The organism is Streptomyces ovatisporus, assembly GCF_042653885.1.
Classification (GTDB): Bacteria; Actinomycetota; Actinomycetes; order Streptomycetales; family Streptomycetaceae; genus Streptomyces; species Streptomyces ovatisporus.
This window is the reverse complement of record NZ_JBHSFH010000018.1, coordinates 102,264-124,513: the sequence shown is the minus strand read 5'-3', so window position 1 is coordinate 124,513 and position 22,250 is coordinate 102,264. Positions and strand designations below refer to the sequence as shown.

Here is a 22,250-nt window from a genome sequence, read left to right as displayed (position 1 = left end):
AGCACTGTCGCGGCGCCGGGCCGTTGCACAGGCGGGGAGTCGCGCACAACAGAGCCGCCGGTCCCGGCGCAGTGGAACCGACGGCTCGTGACCCGGCGAGGGGGCGGGTGCGGGTCACACCCTTCGCAGCACCGCCACGACCTTGCCGAGGATGGTGGCGTCGTCACCAGGGATCGGCTGGTAGGCGGCGTTGTGCGGCAGCAGCCACACGTGACCGTCCTCGCGCTTGAAACGCTTGACGGTCGCCTCCCCGTCCAGCATGGCGGCGACGATGTCTCCGTTCTCGGCCACGGGCTGACGGCGGACGGTCACCCAGTCCCCGTCGCAGATGGCCGCTTCGACCATCGAGTCACCGACGACCTTGAGCACGAACAGCTCGCCGTCACCGACCAGTTGACGCGGCAACGGGAAGACGTCCTCGACCGATTCCTCCGCGAGGATCGGACCACCGGCGGCGATGCGGCCGACGAGCGGTACGTACGAGGCGGACGGCTTGCCCGCGGTGTCGGTGGCCGCCTGTGTGCTGGGGGTGTCGGAGCCCCGCACCTCGTACGCCCGGGGGCGGTGCGGATCACGGCGCAGGAATCCCTTGCGCTCCAGGGCCATCAGCTGATGCGCGACCGAGGACGTGCTGGAGAGCCCGACGGCCTGACCGATCTCCCGCATGGACGGCGGGTAGCCGCGCCGCTGCACAGAGTCGCGAATCACCTCGATCACCCGGCGTTGCCGGTCGGTGAGCCCAGAACTGTCCGCACGGATCCCCGGAGGTCGTCCTGGCAGCGAGCGCTTGGCTTGCTGCTCCTCAGGCGCCTCCGAGTTCACGGGACCGTCGTTCAGTGACTGAACGCGGTCGAGCGACTGTGTGGAACGGTTCTGGGAGGTGATGGTGGCGCTGTCTGCGGTTGTGGTCACGTCGGCCCCTCTCGAGCGGTTCTCCCTAGTGGGACAACGGTAGTTGGTTTCGAAAGGTTGCGCCAAACACACGTTCGAGTGAAAATCTCGGGTTCTCCTGGTTGAAGCGATGCCGACGGTGTAGAGGGTGCCCGCTTCGGGTCTCGCTGTCGGGTTGCCGGACCGCCCCGGGTGGCCGGTTCGCGCCGCCGCGGAACGAGTCTCCCAGCTGTGCCCCGATGCGTCTGCGGTACCTCTTCTCGCGTAGGGTCGTGGACGCCGCGCGGGGTGCGACACGCGTTGGCGTATCTGACGCACCGACACCAGATCTAGTGGTTAGATTGGCGTGCGCCACCCACAAGTTGTGGTCCCGGGGGATCCATTCGTCTCTTCGTCGCTTATGCTTGTGGCAACTTCGCGGACGCTTCCGGTGTCCGCCGAGGGGCGTACCAGTCATGCACGAAGCGGGCTTCTCGCAGGCTCAAGGAGGGTGGGGAAAATGCACTGTCCCTTCTGCCGGCACCCCGACAGTCGCGTGGTCGACAGCCGTACGGCCGACGACGGCACCGCGATCCGGCGTCGCCGCCAGTGCCCGGACTGCTCCCGCCGCTTCACGACTGTGGAGAGTGCGTCCCTGATGGTGATCAAGCGCAGCGGCGTCACCGAGCCGTTCAGCCGCGACAAGGTCATCGCCGGCGTGCGCAAGGCGTGTCAGGGACGTCCCGTCACCGAGGACGCCCTCGCGCAGCTCGGGCAGCGCGTCGAGGAGGCGGTGCGCGCCACCGGCAGCGCGGAACTGTCCGCGCACGACGTGGGGCTGGCGATACTCGGCCCGCTCCAGGATCTCGATCTTGTGGCCTATCTGCGCTTCGCCTCGGTCTACCGCGCCTTCGAGTCCCTTGAGGACTTCGAGGACGCCGTGCAGGAACTGCGCGAAGCGCGGGAGGGCGTGGGGGCGAGCGAGCAGGAAGCGGGCGGCGTGGCCCGCGGGGGAAGTGGGACGGGCGGCGGGAGCGAGAGCTCCGCGGCGCCGGTAGCGGTGCCGACCGCGGACTGAGCGGCGGCCTGCCAGGACTTTCGACCCGGCCCCGGTGTGTGTGCACCGGCCGGCACCAGCCATCGGACACAGCAAGGTGCCCTGGGAAGATTCGGGGTACATCGGGGCGTTATGCCCGGTACAGGGAGGCGGAATGACAGAGACGACGAGCGGCCCGGCACGCGGCTCCCGCGCGAAGGGCGGCAAGGTGAACAAGGGGCTGCGCATCGAGCGCATCCACACGACTCCCGGGGTGCATCCCTACGACGAGGTGACCTGGGAGTACCGGGACGTCGTCATGACGAACTGGCGCGACGGATCGATCAACTTCGAGCAGCGTGGCGTCGAGTTCCCCGCCTTCTGGTCGGTCAATGCGGCCAACATCGTGACCAGCAAGTACTTCCGCGGCGCGGTGGGTACTCCGCAGCGCGAGAACAGCCTCAGGCAGCTGATCGACCGTGTGGTGAAGACGTACCGCGCGGCCGGTGAGGAGAACGGCTACTTCGCCTCGCCGGCGGATGCCGAGATCTTCGAGCACGAGCTGGCGTTCGCCGTGCTTCACCAGATCTTCAGCTTCAACTCGCCCGTGTGGTTCAACGTCGGCACGACGCAGCGGCAGCAGGTCTCCGCCTGCTTCATCCTCTCCGTCGACGACTCCATGGAGTCGATCCTGGACTGGTACAAGGAAGAAGGGATGATCTTCAAGGGCGGTTCGGGCGCCGGTCTGAACCTCTCCCGCATCCGTTCCTCCAAGGAGCTTCTCTCCTCCGGCGGCAACGCCTCGGGTCCCGTCTCGTTCATGCGAGGAGCCGACGCCTCCGCGGGGACGATCAAGTCGGGCGGCGCCACGCGCCGTGCGGCGAAGATGGTCGTGCTCGACGTCGACCACCCGGACGTCGAGGCCTTCATCGAGACGAAGGTGAAGGAGGAGGAGAAGATCCGTGCCCTGCGCGACGCGGGCTTCGACATGGACCTGGGCGGCGACGACATCACCTCCGTCCAGTACCAGAACGCCAACAACTCGGTCCGTGTCACGGACGAGTTCATGAAGGCGGTCGAGTCCGGCTCCAAGTTCGCGCTGCGGGGCCGGATGACGGGCGAGGTCGTGGACGAAGTGGACGCCAAGTCCCTCTTCCGCAAGATGGCCGAGGCCGCACACGTCTGCGCTGACCCGGGCATCCAGTACGACGACACCATCAACCACTGGCACACCTCGCCGGAGTCCGGGCGCATCACCGCGTCCAACCCGTGCAGCGAGTACATGCACCTGGACAACTCGTCCTGCAACCTCGCCTCCCTGAACCTGATGAAGTTCCTGCGGGACGACGACGAGGGTCACCAGTCCTTCGACGCCGAGCGCTTCGCGAAGGTCGTGGAGCTGGTCATCACGGCCATGGACATCTCCATCTGCTTCGCCGACTTTCCGACCGAGAAGATCGGTGAAACGACGCGGGCCTTCCGGCAGCTGGGCATCGGCTACGCCAACCTGGGCGCCCTGCTGATGGCGACGGGCCACGCCTACGATTCCGACGGCGGCCGCGGGCTCGCCGGAAGCATCACCTCGCTGATGACCGGAGTGTCGTACCGGCGCTCGGCCGAACTGGCCGCCGTCGTCGGCCCGTTCGAGGGGTATGCCCGCAACGCCGACGCCCACAACCGCGTCATGCGTCAGCACTCCGACGCCAACAAGGCGGCCAAGCGTGCCGACGACCTGGACACGCCGGTGTGGGCCGCGGCCACCGAGGCATGGCAGGACGTGCTGCGGCTGGGCAAGAAGAACGGATTCCGCAACGCGCAGGCCTCCGTCCTCGCCCCGACCGGCACCATCGGCCTGATGATGGACTGCGACACCACGGGCGTCGAACCCGACCTGGCACTGGTCAAGTTCAAGAAGCTGGTCGGCGGCGGGTCGATGCAGATCGTCAACAACACCGTGCCGAAGGCCCTCAAACGACTGGGCTACCAGCCGGAGCAGGTCGAGGCGATCGTCGAGTACATCGCCGAGCACGGCAACGTGGTGGACGCTCCCGGTCTGCGGCCGGAGCACTACGACGTCTTCGACTGCGCGATGGGCGAGCGTTCCATCTCCCCGATGGGACACGTGCGGATGATGGCGGCGGCCCAGCCGTTCCTCTCCGGCGCGATCTCCAAGACGGTGAACATGCCCTCCTCGTCCACTGTCGAGGACGTCGAGGAGATCTACCTTCAGGGCTGGAAGCTCGGCACCAAGGCGCTCGCCGTCTACGTCGAGAACTCCAAGGTCGGTCAGCCGCTCTCCGCCAAGCGCAAGGAGGAGAAGAAGGAGGCCGAGCCGGAGAAGGTCATCGAGTACCGGCCCGTGCGGCAGCGACTGCCCAAGGGCCGCCCCGGCATCACCACTTCCTTCACGGTGGGCGGCGCCGAGGGCTACATGACCGCCAACTCCTACCCGGACGACGGGCTGGGCGAGGTCTTCCTGAAGATGTCCAAGCAGGGCTCGACGCTCGCGGGCATGATGGACGCCTTCTCGATCGCCGTCTCGGTCGGTCTGCAGTACGGCGTGCCCCTGGAGACCTACGTCTCGAAGTTCACCAACATGCGCTTCGAGCCGGCGGGCATGACGGACGACCCCGACGTGCGCATGGCCCAGTCGATCGTCGACTACATCTTCCGGCGGCTGGCGCTGGACTTCCTGCCCTTCGAGACCAGGTCGGCTCTCGGCATTCACTCCGCGGGGGAGCGGCAGCGTCACCTGGAGACCGGCTCGTACGAGCCGTCCGAGGAGGAGCTCGACGTCGAAGGTCTCGCCCAGTCGGCTCCGAAGGCCGAGACGGTCAAGGAGGCGAAGGAGAAGGCCAGGGAAGAGGCCAAGGCAGAAGGGGTCAGTGAGTCACAGGCCCCGGCTCCCGCGCCGGGTGGTGCCCACAACTCCACGGAGCTGATGGAGATGCAGCTCGGTCTCAACGCCGACGCGCCGCTGTGCTTCTCCTGCGGTACCAAGATGCGCCGCGCGGGCAGCTGCTACCTCTGCGAGGGCTGCGGCTCCACCAGCGGCTGCAGCTGAGCGCGGCGGTCCCGGCCCTGCCAGGCGGTCGGCTCCGTGAGCGGATGGGAGAGAAGCTTCTCTGAGCGGTGAGTGCCGAGCGGGGAGCTGAGAGGCGGGAACCGGTCGTGTGCCGGTTCCCGCCTCGCTTTCGTATGTGCGGCTGGGGTGCTCCGTGGGTCGGCCTGACACTCCGGACGACCGGATGTGTGCAGATGAGGAGAGCGGCGGAGGATGGACGTCATGAGCGATGACATCGGGCCAGTGCTGGTCACGGGGGGCACGGGCACGCTCGGCCGGCGGGTCGTCCCGAAGCTGCTGGAGCGTGGGCGGGAGGTGCGTGTCCTCAGCCGCCGTGCACACGCTGCAGACCGGAGTGCGCAGTCCGTTCCCATGTCGCAGACGGGCGTTCCAGTGCCACAGTGGGCGACCGGTGATCTCACCACGGGGAAGGGGCTGGACGCAGCCGTCGCCGGCGTCAGCTGCATCGTTCACTGCGCCACGACGGGGTCGGGGAAGGACATCGACGCCACGCGGGCGTTGATCGAGGCTGCGCGCAGGGCCGGAGGGAGACCGCATCTGGTCTACGTCTCCATCGTCGGTGTCGACCTGGTGCCCTTGTTCTACTACCGGGCGAAGCTGGCCGCGGAGAAGACCATCGAGGACTGCGGCCTTCCCTGGAGCATCCTGCGCACCACACAGTTCCACGATCTGCTCGCACGCATCACGACCGTGCAGCGGCGGTCGCCGGTCACGCTGTATCCCGCCGGAATGTCCGCCCAGCCGATCGAGGTGGACGAAGTGGCGCAGCGACTCGTGGAGTTGGCGTCGGGCGAGCCCGCCGGACGGGTGGCCGACATGGGCGGCCCGGAGGTGCACACCATGCGCGAGTTCGCGCTGCTCACTCTGCGTGCACACGGCATGCGGAGGCCCCTCCTGCCGGTGCGGCTGCCGGGCAGAGCCGCACGGGCGTACCGGGCGGGACATCACACGACGCCCGGCCATGCAGTCGGCGTCCGCACCTACAGCGAGTATCTGGCCGCTGTCACCTCGGGGCGGGCGCGGTGAGCGCCGTGACGGGGGAAGCTGAGGGTGAAGCAGGCGAGAAGCGGTACTGAGCGCCCTGCGACGCGAATCCTGAGGACCGTATGCGTACGGCTTGTCACTCTCTTGGCCGTACGATGGCGCGGTGCTGGTCAAGTGGATGCGCTGCACCGTGGTGGACCGTCGGGGGTTCGAACGTGGGCAGCGGAAGTGGGCGGGACTGCTCGGCGAGCCGGGATTCCGGGGCCAGGGCGGCGGCTGGAGCCGTGCCCGGCCGGGGGTCGCGCACCTCTTCGGGTTCTGGGAGAGCCGTGCGTTCTACGACTCCTTCATGGCCCGCTCCCACGACCGGCTGCACGCCGCACAGGTCGGCACGTACAAGGACATGCGCGTACGCCTCTTCGAGTACCGCTTCGATGTGAAGACAGGTTTCCGGCCCGTCTTCGCGGACGCCGATCTGCTGCGGGTCGCTCATTGCCGGGTGCGCAGCGACCGCATCGAGCACTACACGCTCATGCAGGAGAAGGTGTGGAATCCGGCCATGGCAGGGTCACCGGGGATGCTGCGGGGTGTCTTCACGCAGGCGCAGACGGAGGACGAATTCATGGTCCTCTCCATGTGGGACTCGGCGGCGGAGCACGGCAAGTACCGCACCGAGCGGGTGGAGCGGCTCGCGCTGCGTGCCCAGTTGGGTGCGGATGTGACCGGCATCGCCGGAGATGTGATCGATCTCGAACCCTCCTGGACCGTCTGAGTTCGGGGGGTGAGCCTAGAGTGGCCCCATGGCAAGACCTCGTCGCATCGTCCTGGTCAGGCATGGAGAGTCCGAGGGGAACTACGACGACTCCATCTACGAGCGTGTGCCTGATCACGCGCTCGCGCTGACGGAACGGGGCGTACGGCAGGCCGAGGAGACCGGCGCGCAGCTGCGCAAGCTTTTCGGCCAGGAGCGGATCTCCGCCTATGTCTCGCCGTACCGGCGCACTCACCAGACTCTCGCCGCGTTCCGGCTCGATCCGGCGCTGCTCCGCGTCCGCGAGGAACCCCGCCTGAGGGAGCAGGACTGGGGAAACTGGCAGGACCGGGAGGACGTGCGCAAGCAGAAGGACTACCGCAACGCGTACGGACACTTCTTCTACCGCTTCGCGCAGGGGGAGTCCGGTGCCGACGTCTACGACCGGGCAGGAGCCTTTCTCGAAAGTCTGTGGCGCAGCTTCGAGCGGCCCGACCACCCGCCCAACGTGCTGATCGTCACGCACGGCCTCACCATGCGGCTGTTCTGCATGCGCTGGCTGCACTGGACCGTTGCGGAGTTCGAGTCGCTGTCCAATCCCGGCAACGCGGAAACGCGTACGCTGGAACTGGGGAACGACGGCAGGTACCACCTCGACCGGCCCTTCGAGCAGTGGTGCACACCGCGCTCGTACGGTTCCCTCGACTGATTCCAGCTCGATGGACGCTCGACGATGAACTCTCCGGACGAAGACACCGCTCTCCGCGCTCCGTTCCACAAGCCGGACCGTGAACAAGCCGGCCCTGCCGGGGAACTGGCCGACGCGGTGGAGTACTTCCCGGGTGAGGTGATCTCGGGGAGCCCCGCCGAGCACGGCGCGGACTCTCAGCGCTACGCTGAGCCAGCCATGCCGTACAAGCCTCCGACTCACACCGTCGAGCGGTCGATCCGCGCCAAGACGGGTGCCAAGGTGATCGCCGGAATCGACGAGGTCGGCCGCGGTGCGTGGGCGGGTCCCGTGACGGTCTGCGCGGCCATCACCGGATTGCGCCGCCCGCCCGAGGGCCTCACCGACTCCAAGCTGCTCAACGTCAAGAGACGCACGGAGCTCGCTGAGGTCCTGAACGGGTGGGTCACTGCTCATGCCCTGGGTCACTCCTCCTCGGAGGAGATCGACGAACTGGGCATGACGGCGGCGCTCCGGCTTGCTGCGGTGCGGGCGCTCGAAGCACTCCCCGTCCGGCCCGACGCGGTCATTCTCGACGGCAACCACGACTACCTCGGGATGCCTTGGCAGGTGCGCACTGTGATCAAGGGGGACCAGTCCTGCATCTCGGTGGCGGCGGCCTCCGTCCTCGCCAAGGTGCGCCGGGACGCGTTGATGGCCGAACTCGGCAGCGCACACGCCGATTTCGCCTTTCACGACAATGCCGGATACCCGTCGCCAGTGCACAAGACGGCACTTCGGGCGCTCGGGCCCACGCCGATTCACCGCATGTCCTGGGCCTTCATGGATGCGCTGCCCCGCTGGCAGCACCTGAAGCGGACCCGGGTCGATCCCACCGAGGATCCCTCCGTGGATCAGATGAGCATCTTCTGAACCAGCAGGCGGGAGCACCGGAGCCGGGAGCTGAACCCGCCTACGGAACCCGAACCCGCGTTTGATAGACATCACCTCATGCCTCTCACTCCTGAGGAGCCGAAGATTCACGAGAGCGTCCCGGGCCCCCGCAACATCGCGGCTGCAACCCGGACTCCGCAGGCTTCCCGCCCAGCAGCACCCGTACCCGGCCCCCGGAACCCTTCGCGCCCCGCGCAGCCGCGCGCGGACAGCAAGGGTCCGACACCCGGTCGTCCAGGCACCGTCCGCAGTAGCGGTCCATCGCCTCAGCGCGGCAACTCGGCGTCCGGCGCTGCCGCTTCCACTGTGACAGCGCAGATCGAACTCGTGGGTGCCACCGACGAGACCGCGGTGGACATCGCCGACGAGACCGTGGACAGGCTCCTCGACGAGGGAACCGCGCCTGGTGACATCCTGCTGCTCACCACTGGGGAGCAGCACCCGTGGGCCCAGCACGAACTCTCCTTCGGCGAGGACGCCTACTGGCGTCAACTGGTCGACGGGAGCGATGTGTTCTGCGTGGCGACCGATGCACTGTCACGTGTACCGGAACGGACTGTCGTGGTCCTGGCGGTCAACGGCGGCACGGACGCCGAGGCCGCTGAAGCCCTCCCCGCCGCGCTTGCGAAGGCACGGCAGCGGCTCATCGTCTGCGGTGATCCGCAGCGGCTCCGCGATCTGCTCTGACCGTCACGACCCGATGCTGAGCTGAACTGAGGCCGTGTCGCGAGTCGGTCGGCCGAGGCCGGTGAGCTGTTGCTCCGGCCCGATTCCGGAGCAACAGCGCGGCGACCGACCCGCAGCGGCGCGGGACGGTCCAGCGGCGGTCAACCTTGCACTGCGAGGACCAGGGGCAGCACACCCGCAGCGCCTGCCTCTGTGAGCAGTCGCGCTGCCACCGCGAGAGTCCAGCCGGTGTCGGCGAAGTCGTCCACCAACAGCAGCGGGCCACTTGCGTCCGCGACCGCCTGAACCAGTGGCTCCGGCAAGGTAAGCGCTGCGTGCAGCGCGCGTACCCGCTGCGCGCCGTTGCTGCGTGGGACGGCGGATGCTGCGCTTTCCGTGTACGTCACCGTGCCCAGTAGCGGTATGCGGCCTACCACGGAGATCCGTTCACCCAGGGAGCGGACCAGCCGGGGCCGGGAACGGGAATCGACCGTGACCACACCGACAGGACGGGCTGAGGCGTCCGGAACGCCGGGAGCCCAGCCGCCGGGCCCCTTGGCCCAGTCGGCGAGGACCTCCACCGCGGCTTCCGCGACGTCGTCCGGCACAGGCGTGTCCCCGGCCTGCGGAGCGAGCAGCGGCCGTAGCCGGTTGCCCCAGCCGATGTCCGACAGCCGTCCCAACGCCCTCCCGGTGGCCGCCTGTTGGTTCGCGGGAATGCGTCCCTTCAGGGGGACACCGACCGCGGGAAGTCCAGTCGGCCACATCTTCCGCGGCTCCACTTCCACTCCGGGCCGGGCGAGTTCGCCGCGTGCCGCGTCGAGCAGGGCTTCGGAGACATGGGACTCGAATCGGGTGCCCGAACAGTTGTCGCAGCGGCCGCACTGTGCCGCTGCCTCGTCGTCCAACTGTCTGCGCAGGAACTCCATGCGGCACTCGGTGGTCGACGCGTACTCCCGCATGGCCTGCTGCTCGGACTCCCGCTGACGGGCGACCCACGCATACCTTTCGGTATCGTAGGCCCAGGGCCTGCCGGTGACCGTCCAGCCGCCGCGGACCCGGCGGACCGCACCGTCCACGTCCAGCACCTTGAGCATCGTCTCCAGCCTGGAGCGCCGCAGGTCGACCTGTGGTTCGAGCGCCGGCAGCGAGAGAGGTCCCCCCGCGGACCCCAGCACCTCGAGCGTCCGGCGCACCTGTTCCTCGGCGGGAAAGGCCAGGGAGGCGAAGTAGCGCCAGATCGCTTCGTCCTCCGGGCCGGGAAGCAGCAGCACCTCCGCATGCTCGACGCCGCGGCCCGCACGGCCGACCTGCTGGTAGTAGGCGATGGGGGAGGACGGCGAACCGAGATGCACGACGAAGCCCAAGTCGGGCTTGTCGAAGCCCATTCCCAGGGCGGAGGTGGCCACGAGTGCCTTCACACGGTTGGCCAGCAGATCGGCCTCCGCGGCCTCCCGTTCGGTGTGTTCCGTCCTGCCCGTGTAGGAGCCCACCTCGTGTCCCTGACCGCGCAGGAAGGCCGTCACCTCCTCTGCGGCGGCGACCGTGAGCGTGTAGATGATGCCGGAGCCCGGAAGCTTCCCGAGATGATCCGCGAGCCACGCCATGCGGTGCGCGGCATCGGGCAGCCGCAGCACTCCCAGGCTGAGGCTCTCCCGGTCCAGAGGTCCGCGGAGCACCAGCGCGGAGTCGGACTGACCGGCCTCTGTGCCGCCGCCTTCGGCGGCCTCGCTCCCCGTCCCCAGCTGTTCAGCGACGTCGGCGGTCACCCGGGCGTTGGCGGTGGCCGTGGTCGCCAGCACCGGCACCCCTGGACGCAGTTCGGCCAGCATGGTGCGCAGCCGGCGGTAGTCCGGCCGGAAGTCGTGCCCCCAGTCCGAGATGCAGTGGGCCTCGTCCACGACCAGGAGCCCGGTGGCCGCGGTGAGCCGGGGCAGCACCTCGTCACGGAAGTCCGGGTTGTTGAGCCGCTCCGGGCTCACCAGCAGCACGTCGACGACGCCCTCGGCGACCTCGGCCTGGATCGCCTCCCACTCCTCGGTGTTGGCGGAGTTGATCGTACGGGCGCGGATACCGGCCCTTTCCGCTGCCGCCACCTGGTTGCGCATCAACGCCAGGAGCGGGGAGACGATGACGGTGGGCCCGCTCCCGCGGGCGCGCAGGAGTGCTGTCGCCACGAAGTACACAGCCGACTTGCCCCAGCCGGTGCGCTGGACGACGAGGGCGCGCCGTCGCTCGGCGACCAGCGCTTCGATCGCCCGCCACTGGTCCTCACGCAGCCGAGCCGGAGCGGCACCCGCCGTCCCGGCGGTTCCGGCACCGACGAGACGGGAGAGGACGGCATCGGCCTCGAGACGCAGCTCTGTGTCGTTCATGCCCCCATGCAACCGGACTGCGCAGGCATCCCGCGAATACGCCTGTGGATAAGCGACGGTCCGTAGTACTAGACGTACAAGCCGTGACAGCTGTGGACAACTGAGGACGAGCATCTCTTGCTGCGAGGCACGGTCCTTGCATGACGCATCGAGAGAGCCGACACCGGAGCCAGCGCAGCAACGAAAGCCTCGCTCACCATGACGGTGGTGGGGCCGGCGGGCCGGGAGGCAGCGCGCGCTCCTCTCACCGCACCCCCCTGCGGGGTGCGGGGGAGATCGCCCTGCGAGGCCCGGCCCAGCTGGCCGACGCCCTGCCGTATCTGCTCGGCTTCTACCCCGACGACTCCATCGTGGTGGTCGCCCTGCACGGCGATCGCCGACGATTTGGCGGCCGTATCAGGCTCGGCCTCCCCGGTGACTCCGGGGAGTGGCCTGCCGTCTCCGCTCAGGTGGCGGCTTGCCTGGAGGAGAACGTGAAATCGGGCGGCCGGCGTCCGGAAGGCGCCATCGTGTACCTCTGCCAGGACCCCTCCGGCAGCGAATCGGGGAGGGAGGTGATGGAACGGCTGCGTCCGCTCGCGCAGGCGCTCCGGACCGCCTGCGGGGAGCGGGAGATGCCCGTCTACGAGGCGTTGTGCCTCTCCGGCGGTTCCTTCTGGTCCTACTGCTGCCCCGATGCCGCATGCTGCCCGGCTGAGGGCAGGCCCATGGCCGTTCCCGGCACGTCGGCCATGGCCGCGGCCGCGGCGTACGCGGGTATCCAAGTCCATGGATCGCTACGGGAGTTGGAGCGTCGGCTGGCCGCACTGGGACCGAAGGCCGCCGAGGTGCAGGAGCGGGCACTGGACGACGCAAGCAGGCTTCTCGTGCCCCGCATCCTCGCACCAAGCACCCGCCGTGCAGTCGAAGCCGAAACCCTCGTACTGGCCGAGAGGCTGCTGACCCGCTTCCGGACGGACGTGCCGGCCGGCAAGGACATCGTCACCGCTGACACTCACGACGACAGGCTGATGAGCCATGAAGAAGCAGCGCTGCTGATCCTCGGACTCCAGGACCGCCGAACCCGGGACAGAGCGGCCGAATGGATGGAAGGAGGCGATGTCGGTCCGGCCCTCCGGCTGTGGCGGGCCCTGGCCCGGCGATGCGTCGGCCCCTATACGGAGCACTCCGCTGCCCCGCTGACGCTCGCGGGCTGGGTGGCCTGGTCCGGCGGGGACGAGGCCACTGCCCGCGTCGCCCTCGACCGAGCCCTCCGCAGCGACCCGGAGTACTCATTCGCCCGATTGCTGCACCGCGCCTTCAACGACGGCATGGATCCGGAGCTGTTGCGCCGCTGCATGCGCAAGGAACGAGAGGCACGCAAGGCTCTCAAGACGCAGGTCCCTCCCCAAGGGGCGCCCCGCAGTGCCCCGTGACCTGCACGCCTGTCCACCCGTTCATGTGAGTGCGGACGCCCCTCACTCCCCCCACCGCACCGGCTCAGCCGGACCCGAGAACCAGGAAGCGGAGGAACGCTCCATGTCTCCTACGCCGCAGTCGACTTCACCCCGGCCGCACCAGCAGGACAGTGACCGGCCGGTGCTCTCAGCGGGGAAGCTCCCCATACTGCCGGAGGCGAGCTCGGACCGGGGCGGCGGCCGTTCGCAGTCCTCGCAGTCAGGGCCGGCCAGGTCAAAGGCGGAGCACCAGACGGCCCACTCCGCACTGATCTGCGTGGCCGCCCCTCACCTCGCGGTCTCGGCCGACCACGGACAGCTGACCGGACAGGGAATGGAGGGTGTCTACTACGCGGGCCGCAGGGTGATCGCACGCTGCCAGCTGCTCATCGCCGGCAGGGAACCCGTTCCGCTGCAGGGCCGCATGATCAGCGCCTGGCGTGCCCGGTTCGTCGCGGTTGCCCGTACCACGGCCGCCGACGGACCCGACCCGGCGATCATGGTCGAGCGACTGCGGTCGGCGGACGGCACGGAGCGCATCACACTGCGCAACGCCGGGGGAGCCGCGGTCAGGGTTCCCCTCGAACTGCGGCTCGGCACGGACCTCGCCGAGATCGCGCATGTGGCTGTCGGCCGGACCGGGGAGGAGTTGCCCGGATCCGTACACGGCTCCGGGCTGTCATGGACTTCGCAGAACTTCCGCGCGCGCATCGCCGCCGACCCTCAGCCGGACAGCTGTTGGGCGCAGCTCGGGGTGCTGCGCTGGGACTGGGAGTTGCCGTCCGGCGAGGCGCGCACAGTGACGCTCAGCGCTGATCTCGCCCGGACTGCTACCCCGAACGCCCGGACTTCTTCCGGAGGGAAGAACCCCCGCCCGGCAGTCGTCACTTCACGCGCCGCCAGACCACCACGGCTCTGGCACGGCGCCCGGGCACGCGGTGACGACTCGAGAGTGGGTGCTCTCTTCCGCGTCTGCCTCGATGACGCCAACGCGCTGCTGATGTCCGATCCGGCCCGACCGTCGGACCTGCACCTGGTGGCGGGAGTTCCCTGGCGCGGGGCGCTCGCCCCGGTCGAGGCCCTGCGAGGCGCCCGGATGCTTCTACCGCTCGGCACCCGGCTCGCCGCGGGGACTCTGCGGACCCTCGCACGCGGACAGATCGCCGGGGCGGGACGGGAGGCGGGACGCCTCCCCGGAGCATTGCGGCAGGCCGGCCCTTACGCCCCGCCCAGTTGCACAGGCGTCGAAGCCACGCTGCTCTTCCCCGCGTTGCTCGCGGAGGCATGCCGGTGGGGCCTCCCCGAGTGCGACACGGAGCAGCTTCTGCCCGCAGCCCGGCGCGCACTCCGGTGGATGCTCCGCGCCGCAGACCGGCAGACCTACGTTCCCGACCCCGCACCGGACGGCCCGTACCGCTGCGAGGTGCAGGCGGGGGCGTACCGGGCGGCGCTGCTCGGAGCTGAGCTCCTCGACGCCCACGGATACGAGGAGGGAGGCGAGTTGAAGCAGTGGGCGACGGAACTGCGGGGCCGTTTCCAGGAGGACTTCTGGTCCGAGGACGACAACGGAGGGAGACCGGTCGCCATGCGAACCCGCAGCGGCACCCCGGTCACCTATCTGAGCTGTTCGGCCGCCGAGTTGCTGGACACCGGCCTGACCGCAGCCGGCGGACCGGAGGACGCCCTGCTGACGCCGGGGCAGACCGGCCGGCTCGCCCGGCTTCTGGCCGGCCCTTCCCTCAACTCCGGCTGGGGCTTGCGCAGCCTCGACATCCGCGAGGGACGGTACAACCCGTTCGGGCACAGGAGCGGAGCCGTACGTCTTCAGGAGTCCGTCACGGCAGCGACGGGGCTTGCCGCATCGGGCCATGAGCGGGAGGCAGCGGCTTTGTTGCGCGGTGTCGTCGATGCAGCAGGGCGCTTCGGTCTGCGGCTGCCGGAGATGTACGCCGCGGAGCAACGCTCACGCGGCGGGTCGCCCCTCCCGCATCCCGCAGCGTGCCGCCCTGCAGCCGTCGCCGCAGCCGGGGGCATTCAACTGCTCATGGTCCTCGCGGGAGTACGCCCGAACGTGCCCGAGGGCACGGTCGGCTTGCGGCCGCTCGCCACGGCCCCGCTGGGAGCTGTCGAGTTCAGCGGCCTGCGTGTTGCGGGCGAGCCGTTCTCCGTCAGGGTGAGCAGCAAAGGCAGGGGAGAGATCCGGGAGATGGCCGGGAGTCTGCGGCGCTTGGACTGACGCAGATCTGCACGGAGGCGAGCGCGGACGACTGTGGAAGCCACGACGGAAAACCACGACGAACGCCGTTCGGGAACGCCCCTTTTATCGTCAGGGAGACGACTATGATCACGCCATGCCCTACGATCCGTCGGCCTTCCCTCCCTTCGCTGTCACCGTCGACCTCGTGGTGCTCACGGTCCGCAGGCACGCTCTCTGTGCACTTGCCGTACGCCGCGGTGAAGAGCCGTACAAGGGGATGTGGGCACTGCCCGGAGGTTTCGTCCGCGCGAACGAGGACCTGGCCACGGCAGCGGCACGTGAACTCGCGGAGGAAACCGGACTGCGGGCCCACGATCAAGGAAGCCGCTCGCCGGGAGCCCATCTCGAACAGCTCGCCACCTACGGCGATCCCGACCGCGACCCCCGGATGCGGGTGGTCAGCGTCGCGCATCTCGCGCTCGCGCCCGATCTGCCCTCGCCGACCGCCGGTGGTGACGCACGCAGCGCGCGATGGGCTCCTGTTGACGCGTTGCTCGGCGTCGGCGACGCCGAGGTGCGGGAAGGCGAGTACAAGAGCCCGCTCGCCTTCGACCACGGCGATATTCTGGCCGCAGGCGTCGAGCGGGCCCGTTCGAAGATCGAATACTCCTCCCTCGCGACCGCGTTCTGTCCGCCTGAATTCACCGTCGGGGAACTGCGCCGGGTGTACGAGGCGGTGTGGGGAGTGGTGCTCGACCCGCGCAACTTCCACCGCAAGGTCACCGGAACCCCCGGCTTCCTCCTCCCGAGCGGTGGTACGACGACGCGGCAGGGAGGCCGCCCCGCACAGCTCTTCCGCGCGGGAGGAGCAACGCTGCTCAACCCGCCCATGCTGCGCCCCGAAGTCTGAACGGGAGGGCCCGGCCCCGGGCCGCCCCGAGCCTGAGTCCCGGTCACAGAGATCCGAGCCGGCCTCGGCCCGCCCGGCTCGGGAGGGGACTTGGCCGGGTGGAGCGCATTGCCCGGAAAGCCTGGTATATCGCGTTATCTTGCCTCAATGCGCCCCCCACGCGTCTCGCAGGAGAAGCGATGATCCAGGCCATCGGGCTGACCAGCCTGCCTCGCCGACACCAACTCAAGCCGACCGTGGACGACCTCACCTTCGAGGCACGTCCCGGTCGCGTCACCGTCCTTCTCGGCCCCAGAGGTTCGGGAAAGACGACCGCTCTCCGGCTCATGCTCCAACTCCAGCCCGGCCGCGGCATCGCTCTGTTCCGAGGCCGGCCCGTGCAGAGAATCATCCATCTCACCCGTGAGGTGGGGGTGTTGCTCGGCGACGCCCCGGGGCATCCGGCACGGACGGCCCGCGGTCACCTGCGCATGCTGGCCGCCGCTGCCGGTGTCCCGGTGGGCCGGGCCGACGACGTGCTCGACGTCGTCGGCCTCAGCGGCCTCGCCGACCAGCGCATCGGCGAGCTCTCACGCGGCATGGACCGACGCCTCGCCGTGGCCTGCGCGTTGCTCGGTGACCCCCATACGCTGGTCATGGACGAACCGGCGCGAGACCTCTCGCCCCGCGAGACCAGCTGGCTGTACTCACTGCTGCGCGGCTACGCCAAGGAGGGGGGCACGGTCCTGGTGACGTCGCGCCGCGCCGACGAAGCGGCGGACCTCGCCGACCGAGTCGTGAGCGTCGACTCCGGCTGCCTCGTTGCTGACCAGGAAGTCGCCGACTTCGTACGCACCCGGCTCAGGCCCCGCGTCGCCGTCCGGACTCCACACGCGGAACGCCTCGTGGCTGTCCTCACGGAGGAGGCCCGCAGAGCCGGTCCGAAAGGACGTGACGGCGGCCCTCTCAAGGTCGTGCGCGAAGACGGAAATCACCTCTCCGTGTACGGGAGCAGCTGCGCCGAAGTAGGGGAGTACGCCTACCGGCACGGCATTCTCGTGCACCAACTCACCGACGAGAGCGGCGACGCGGGAGATGCACAGGCTCCCGTCCCCCTGGTGCGGGCGGACGGCCGACGCGCAGAACGGTCCCCGACCGGGTTGACAGGTGCCGGCCACACTTCGCCTGCCCTCGACTCACTCGCCGAACGCGCGTCGGCCGAAGCAGAGATGACGACCGCGGAACGCGGAGCAGAGCCGGGCGAAGAAGCAGCGCAGGTGTCGGGGGGAGCCGTCGTCGGACCCGACGCACAAGGCGCTGCGGGTGCGGGTGCCGCTGCCACCGCCGGAAAATCTGCCGATGACGACGGCACGGCGACCACCCAAGAGCTCCCGTCGTCCGCGACTTCGGAGGCGACAGCGTCGACAGTCACCGAGACGTCGTCCGAAGCGGAATCGTCGCCGCTCCAGTCGCACGAACCGGAGATCCCGACGACAGCCACTTCTCCCGTGATGTGCCCGGCAGCGACCTCTCACTCCGACTCTCCTGCCGAGCCGGAACCGGCAGCTCACGTGCCCGAGTCCGTGCGGGACTCCGAGACCCTTCCCGCACTTGTCGCTGTCACGGCCTCCGCTGCCGGGGGCCGCTTCGCGGATGACGCCTCGTCGACGAATGTGCCCTCGACGAACGCTTCCTCGGGAGTGGAGGCTTCCGCCACCGTCCCCGGTGCCGAACCGGCTCTTGGACACGGGCCGTCAGCCGGGGCGGAGTCGAGACCCTCCCGCTCGGCCGCCGAGAGCGACGCGCCCGCGCACGTCGAACCAGAAGCCGGTGCAGACAGCCGCCCCGAACCGTCCCCAGCTCCGCAGACATCTCCGGACGATCCGACTGTCCCCATCAGCTACACCCCCCTTGCGGACATCGATCCACCGCCCCGGGAAGCAGCGGCTCCCTCAACGGCCACGGCCACGGAGACGGCCTCAGCGAATTCTTCTGCTCGTCCCACCACAGAAACGGCTGCCACCGGCCCATCGAGTCCACCGTCCGCGTGGTCCCCGTCGCGGCCTCCGGTACGTCCCGCAGCCGAACTTCCACCTCCGCTGCACGCCGTCGCCCGTCCCGGCCCCGTCGCGCCCCTGAGCTACGAGCTGCGCCGTCTGTCCGGCGTCCGCACCACCTGGATCACCGCGGTCGTGGCCGTCTCGGCAGCGCTGTGCCTCTCGCTCGTCCTGGCACGTACGGGCATGGGTCTGCCACCGGCCTCCCGCAGTACGGTCGCGCCCGCGGTGCGCCTCCTTGCCGGCTGGCCGTCGGGGAGCGTCTTTCTGCTGCCTCCCGTGGCCCTCGCCGTCGGCCTTCTCGGCGCGCTCTCCTTCGGGGAAGAGTTCCGCTACGCGGCTCCCGCCCCCGCTCGCGCAGCTGTCCCGCACCGACTGAGTCTGGTTGCGGCCAAACTCGCGGTCTCAGCCGCGCTCTCCGTCGTGCTCAGCCTTGTGGTGGCCGTGCTCAATGCGATGGCGCTCACTCTCTTCTTCGGTACGGACGTCTTCGCCTCCGCCTCCTCGAACGATCCTGATTCTTCTTCCGGTTCACTGCTCGCGGACGCGGGCGGCTCTGTAGGCGGCACACCCTGGCAGCTCCACGCCGCGGCGATCCTCGCCTTCACCGTCGGGTGCGGCTGGACCGGGCTTCTCGCTGCGGGGGTGTTCCGGACCGCCGCTGCCGGGACGGCCGTGGTGCTGGCGGTGCCGCTGCTCGTCTCCCCGGCGCTGCACCGGTTGTTCAGCGGATCCGACGGAAGGTCGCTCGACGGCCTTCCGGATCGCCTGGAGGCCGCGCTGCTCGTCCCCTGGCCCCCCGGAGCTGAGCGCTGGGTGTCGGCCGCCGTCGAGCTGGCCTCCCAACCTGCGGGCCCCGCGCTGGGGTTGTCTCTCGTGGCCCTGTCGTTCGCCTACCTCGTCAGCTCGGTACGCAGCCGCGCACGATGACGCCCCACAACGGAACTGCACACTGACCGCGGGGTGCGTTCCGGCACGGGCTGCGAGGTCTCCGCAGGTCGGCGGAAGTGCCAACGTCCTGCATATGACAGGTAGATGGTTGGCGGGCATCGGCTTCTTTCCGATAAGGCGTCAATTGCGAGGAAGGCAACGATCACCCTTTCGTGTGCTTTTCACCAAAGCCCTCAAGGCCCCGGGAAGCGCCGCCGACAAAGGATGCGTGACTACCCTTGCGCACACCATGATGACCGCGGCCCGTTCAGCCGACTCCGGGCTCACCGGCCCGGGAGAAATCGACCGTTACGCGTACGCCGAGTCCTCCGGCACGGCACGCACGACCAGCAACGTCCCTGCCTGGCAAGGCTCCGAGACCGACATCAACCGCGTCGGCCGCCGCGCCACCGGCAATCGGGGACGCGGGCTGCACGGCCAACTCGTCCAGCAGCTCGGCCAGATGATCGTCTCCGGTGACCTCGGTGCCGACCGTCCCCTGGTGCCGGAGGAGATCGGCCACCGCTTCGAGGTCTCCCGTACCGTCGTCCGTGAATCCCTGCGCGTCCTCGAGGCGAAGGGCCTTGTCAGCGCGAGGCCCAATGTGGGGACGAGGGTGCGCCCCGTCAGCGACTGGAACCTGCTCGACCCCGACATCATCGAATGGCGCGCCTTCGGGCCGCAGCGGGAGGACCAGCGCCGCGAGCTGCGTGAACTGCGCAGCACCATCGAGCCGTTGGCCGCCCGTCTCGCCGCCGGCCAGGTGCGGGACGAGGTACAGCAGCGGCTCGCGGACATGGTCGAGATCATGACGCACGCTCTCGGCCAGGGCGACACCCTCACCTTCTCCCGCGCGGACGCCGAGTTCCACGGGCTGCTGCTGCAGGCCGCGGGGAACCGCATGCTGGAGCACCTCTCGGGGATCGTCTCCGCCGCGCTCCAGGTCTCGGGCGGCCCGGCCACCGGGTGCGACCGGGCGTCCGAGGCGTCGATCGCTCACCACAAGCGGGTCGTCGACGCACTCGGCTCGGGTGAGTCCGCGACGGCCGAGTCGGCGATGCGTCAGTTGCTCGGCGGACGCCCGGAGGCCGCGGCGGCGCCGGGCGTGCCGCAGCCGGGCAGCAGCGCCACCACCGGCGGCGGTACGGGCGGCACCGACCACGTCGTCCCCGCGCCCCGCGAGCACTGAGAGAAGTGCCCGACGCTCCGGCACCCCTGTGCCGCAGGCCCACGAGCCGGAGCGGTAAGCCGCGACTGACAAGCCGCGCCTGCGGTACATACGGATGCGCCGCCGGATGTCCGGCGGCGCATCCGTATCAGGGCCGAAGGAGCGGTACGGGGTCGTACAGCCGCCCCTGTTGTCCGTCTTTCAGGGATTTTTCACAGAATGCACGCGTGCAGGATGTGATCCGGGCCACGCGTATTGCCCGTAACGCTTCGCGGTGCAGCGCGATGACTCAAGAGGTGACAGCCGAGGAGGAATACGAAGCCCGAGCCCGGCGCTCAACCAGGCGCCGTATTCCTTCGATGCTCAGCCCGCGCCGTCGGTCCATCCCCACCGGCGGTTTGCCGTTTCCATCGTTCCGAGAGGTTGTTCGTGTCGGCCAGCACATCCCGTACGCTCCCTGCGGAGATCGCCGAATCCGAATCTGTGGTGGCGCTCATCGAGCGGGGAAAGGCTGAGGGGCAGATCGGCGGCGACGACGTGCGTCGGGCCTTCGAAGCTGACCAGATTCCGCCAACCCAGTGGAAGAACGTACTGCGCAGCCTCAACCAGATCCTCGACGAGGAGGGTGTGACGCTGATGGTGAGTGCCGCAGAAGCCCCCAAGCGCACCCGTAAGAGCGTCGCGGCGAAGACTCCGGCAAAGCGCACCGCCACGAAGACGGTTCCCGCCAAGACCGCTGCCGCGAAGCAGGCCACCGCCAAGCCGGAGACAACCGTGGAGACCGACACGGTCCCCGCGGAGGCCGTCGTCGGCGCAGCCGCCGCAGAGGCGGCCGCCGCCGAGCCGGTCAAGAAGGCCACGGCGAAGAAGGCCGCGGCCAAGAAGACAGCCAAGAAGGCGACCGCCAAGAAGGCCGCTCCGAAGAAGACCGCGGGCAAGAAGTCCGTCGTCGACGAGCTCCTCGAGGGCTCCGACGAGGCCGCCGACGAGGCGCCGCCCAAGTCGGCGAACAAGCCGGGTGCGGGTGACGGTCCCACCGCCGAGGTGAAGAACGAGAACGAGGGTTTCGTTCTCTCCGACGACGACGAGGACGACGCACCTGCCCAGCAGGTCGCCGCCGCCGGCGCCACGGCCGACCCCGTCAAGGACTACCTGAAGCAGATCGGCAAGGTTCCCCTCCTCAACGCCGAGCAGGAGGTCGAACTCGCCAAGCGGATCGAGGCCGGCCTGTTCGCGGAGGACAAGCTCGCCCCTGCCGCGGACAAGCTCGCACCGAAGCTCAAGCGCGAGCTCGAGATCATCGCCGAGGACGGCCGCCGCGCCAAGAACCACCTGCTGGAGGCCAACCTCCGCCTCGTGGTCTCCCTGGCCAAGCGGTACACCGGCCGCGGCATGCTCTTCCTGGACCTGATCCAGGAGGGCAACCTCGGCCTCATCCGTGCCGTCGAGAAGTTCGACTACACCAAGGGCTACAAGTTCTCGACGTACGCGACCTGGTGGATCCGGCAGGCCATCACACGCGCCATGGCCGACCAGGCCCGCACCATCCGTATCCCGGTGCACATGGTCGAGGTCATCAACAAACTCGCGCGCGTCCAGCGCCAGATGCTCCAGGACCTGGGCCGCGAGCCCTCGCCGGAGGAGCTGGCCAAGGAGCTGGACATGACCCCGGAGAAGGTCGTCGAGGTCCAGAAGTACGGCCGCGAGCCGATCTCGCTGCACACCCCCCTCGGCGAGGACGGCGACAGCGAGTTCGGTGACCTCATCGAGGACTCCGAGGCGGTCGTCCCCGCCGACGCGGTCAGCTTCACGCTTCTCCAGGAGCAGCTGCATTCCGTGCTGGACACGCTGAGCGAGCGCGAGGCGGGAGTGGTCTCCATGCGCTTCGGCCTGACGGACGGTCAGCCGAAGACGCTCGACGAGATCGGCAAGGTCTACGGCGTGACCCGTGAGCGCATCCGGCAGATCGAGTCCAAGACGATGTCCAAACTGCGTCACCCCTCCCGGTCCCAGGTCCTGCGCGACTACCTGGACTGAGGCGGGAACCGCACGCACGCGGTACGGCAGGGGCCGGTGATCCTTTCAGGGATCACCGGCCCCTGCCGCGTGTGCGCTGCCTTCTCGGGATGCGGAGCTGCTCCATACGGCTCACCCTTGGTGCTCCGGATAGCCGCTACGGGTCTGG

Annotated in this window: 15 protein-coding genes; 13 read left to right on the top strand and 2 right to left on the bottom strand. The window is 69.2% G+C overall.

Features of this window, described 5'->3' with window-relative positions; translation table 11 throughout:
- Nucleotides 1-114: 114 nt before the first annotated feature.
- Nucleotides 115-837, bottom strand: a complete 723-nt coding sequence (gene lexA, locus ACFPA8_RS27235; RefSeq protein WP_386452893.1) for a transcriptional repressor LexA — start codon at nucleotides 835-837, stop codon at nucleotides 115-117.
- 553 nt (nucleotides 838-1,390) lie between these two features.
- Between lexA and nrdR the strand changes: the two genes are divergently transcribed.
- From nrdR to ACFPA8_RS27200, 7 genes are all read left to right on the top strand, one after another.
- The gene (gene nrdR, locus ACFPA8_RS27230) at nucleotides 1,391-1,948 is read left to right on the top strand and encodes a transcriptional regulator NrdR (protein ID WP_386452805.1); all 558 of its coding nucleotides are present in this window, start codon (nucleotides 1,391-1,393) and stop codon (nucleotides 1,946-1,948) included.
- A 133-nt stretch (nucleotides 1,949-2,081) separates the two neighbouring features.
- Nucleotides 2,082-4,970 (top strand): vitamin B12-dependent ribonucleotide reductase, encoded by a 2,889-nt coding sequence (locus ACFPA8_RS27225; RefSeq protein ID WP_386452803.1) that lies wholly within the window; start codon nucleotides 2,082-2,084, stop codon nucleotides 4,968-4,970.
- 222 nt (nucleotides 4,971-5,192) lie between these two features.
- The gene (locus ACFPA8_RS27220) at nucleotides 5,193-6,017 is read left to right on the top strand and encodes an SDR family oxidoreductase (protein ID WP_386452801.1); all 825 of its coding nucleotides are present in this window, start codon (nucleotides 5,193-5,195) and stop codon (nucleotides 6,015-6,017) included.
- Nucleotides 6,018-6,138: 121 nt separating this feature from the next.
- Nucleotides 6,139-6,747 (top strand): YdbC family protein, encoded by a 609-nt coding sequence (locus ACFPA8_RS27215; RefSeq protein ID WP_386452799.1) that lies wholly within the window; start codon nucleotides 6,139-6,141, stop codon nucleotides 6,745-6,747.
- Between the two features lie 28 nt (nucleotides 6,748-6,775).
- Nucleotides 6,776-7,435, top strand: coding sequence for a histidine phosphatase family protein (locus ACFPA8_RS27210; protein ID WP_386452798.1), 660 nt, complete (start codon nucleotides 6,776-6,778; stop codon nucleotides 7,433-7,435).
- Between the two features lie 198 nt (nucleotides 7,436-7,633).
- The gene (locus ACFPA8_RS27205) at nucleotides 7,634-8,326 is read left to right on the top strand and encodes a ribonuclease HII (RefSeq protein WP_386452891.1); all 693 of its coding nucleotides are present in this window, start codon (nucleotides 7,634-7,636) and stop codon (nucleotides 8,324-8,326) included.
- A gap of 327 nt (nucleotides 8,327-8,653) precedes the next feature.
- Complete coding sequence (locus tag ACFPA8_RS27200) at nucleotides 8,654-9,034, top strand: hypothetical protein (protein ID WP_386452796.1); 381 nt, start codon at nucleotides 8,654-8,656, stop codon at nucleotides 9,032-9,034.
- Between the two features lie 140 nt (nucleotides 9,035-9,174).
- On the opposite strand, the gene ACFPA8_RS27195 is transcribed toward ACFPA8_RS27200, so the two are convergent.
- Nucleotides 9,175-11,388 (bottom strand): RecQ family ATP-dependent DNA helicase, encoded by a 2,214-nt coding sequence (locus tag ACFPA8_RS27195; protein ID WP_386452794.1) that lies wholly within the window; start codon nucleotides 11,386-11,388, stop codon nucleotides 9,175-9,177.
- A 140-nt stretch (nucleotides 11,389-11,528) separates the two neighbouring features.
- Here ACFPA8_RS27195 and ACFPA8_RS27190 point away from each other — a divergent pair, with 140 nt between their 5' ends.
- The 6 genes from ACFPA8_RS27190 to ACFPA8_RS27165 all read left to right on the top strand — a co-directional run bounded on the left by ACFPA8_RS27190 (nucleotide 11,529) and on the right by ACFPA8_RS27165 (nucleotide 22,102).
- Nucleotides 11,529-12,803 carry a DUF4192 domain-containing protein gene (locus ACFPA8_RS27190; RefSeq protein WP_386452792.1) on the top strand — a complete coding sequence of 425 codons (1,275 nt, stop codon included), beginning with the start codon at nucleotides 11,529-11,531 and terminating at the stop codon, nucleotides 12,801-12,803.
- Between the two features lie 298 nt (nucleotides 12,804-13,101).
- Complete coding sequence (locus ACFPA8_RS27185; protein ID WP_386452791.1) at nucleotides 13,102-15,060, top strand: glycogen debranching N-terminal domain-containing protein; 1,959 nt, start codon at nucleotides 13,102-13,104, stop codon at nucleotides 15,058-15,060.
- A gap of 115 nt (nucleotides 15,061-15,175) precedes the next feature.
- On the top strand, nucleotides 15,176-15,931 hold the full coding sequence (locus ACFPA8_RS27180; RefSeq protein WP_386452789.1) for an NUDIX hydrolase: 756 nt from the start codon (nucleotides 15,176-15,178) through the stop codon (nucleotides 15,929-15,931).
- A gap of 179 nt (nucleotides 15,932-16,110) precedes the next feature.
- Entirely contained in the window at nucleotides 16,111-18,897 is a 2,787-nt protein-coding gene (locus ACFPA8_RS27175) for an ATP-binding cassette domain-containing protein (protein WP_386452787.1), read from the top strand.
- A 175-nt stretch (nucleotides 18,898-19,072) separates the two neighbouring features.
- The gene (locus ACFPA8_RS27170; protein ID WP_386452785.1) at nucleotides 19,073-20,086 is read left to right on the top strand and encodes a FadR/GntR family transcriptional regulator; all 1,014 of its coding nucleotides are present in this window, start codon (nucleotides 19,073-19,075) and stop codon (nucleotides 20,084-20,086) included.
- Nucleotides 20,087-20,494: 408 nt separating this feature from the next.
- Nucleotides 20,495-22,102 carry an RNA polymerase sigma factor gene (locus ACFPA8_RS27165; RefSeq protein WP_386452784.1) on the top strand — a complete coding sequence of 536 codons (1,608 nt, stop codon included), beginning with the start codon at nucleotides 20,495-20,497 and terminating at the stop codon, nucleotides 22,100-22,102.
- Nucleotides 22,103-22,250: the final 148 nt, after the last annotated feature.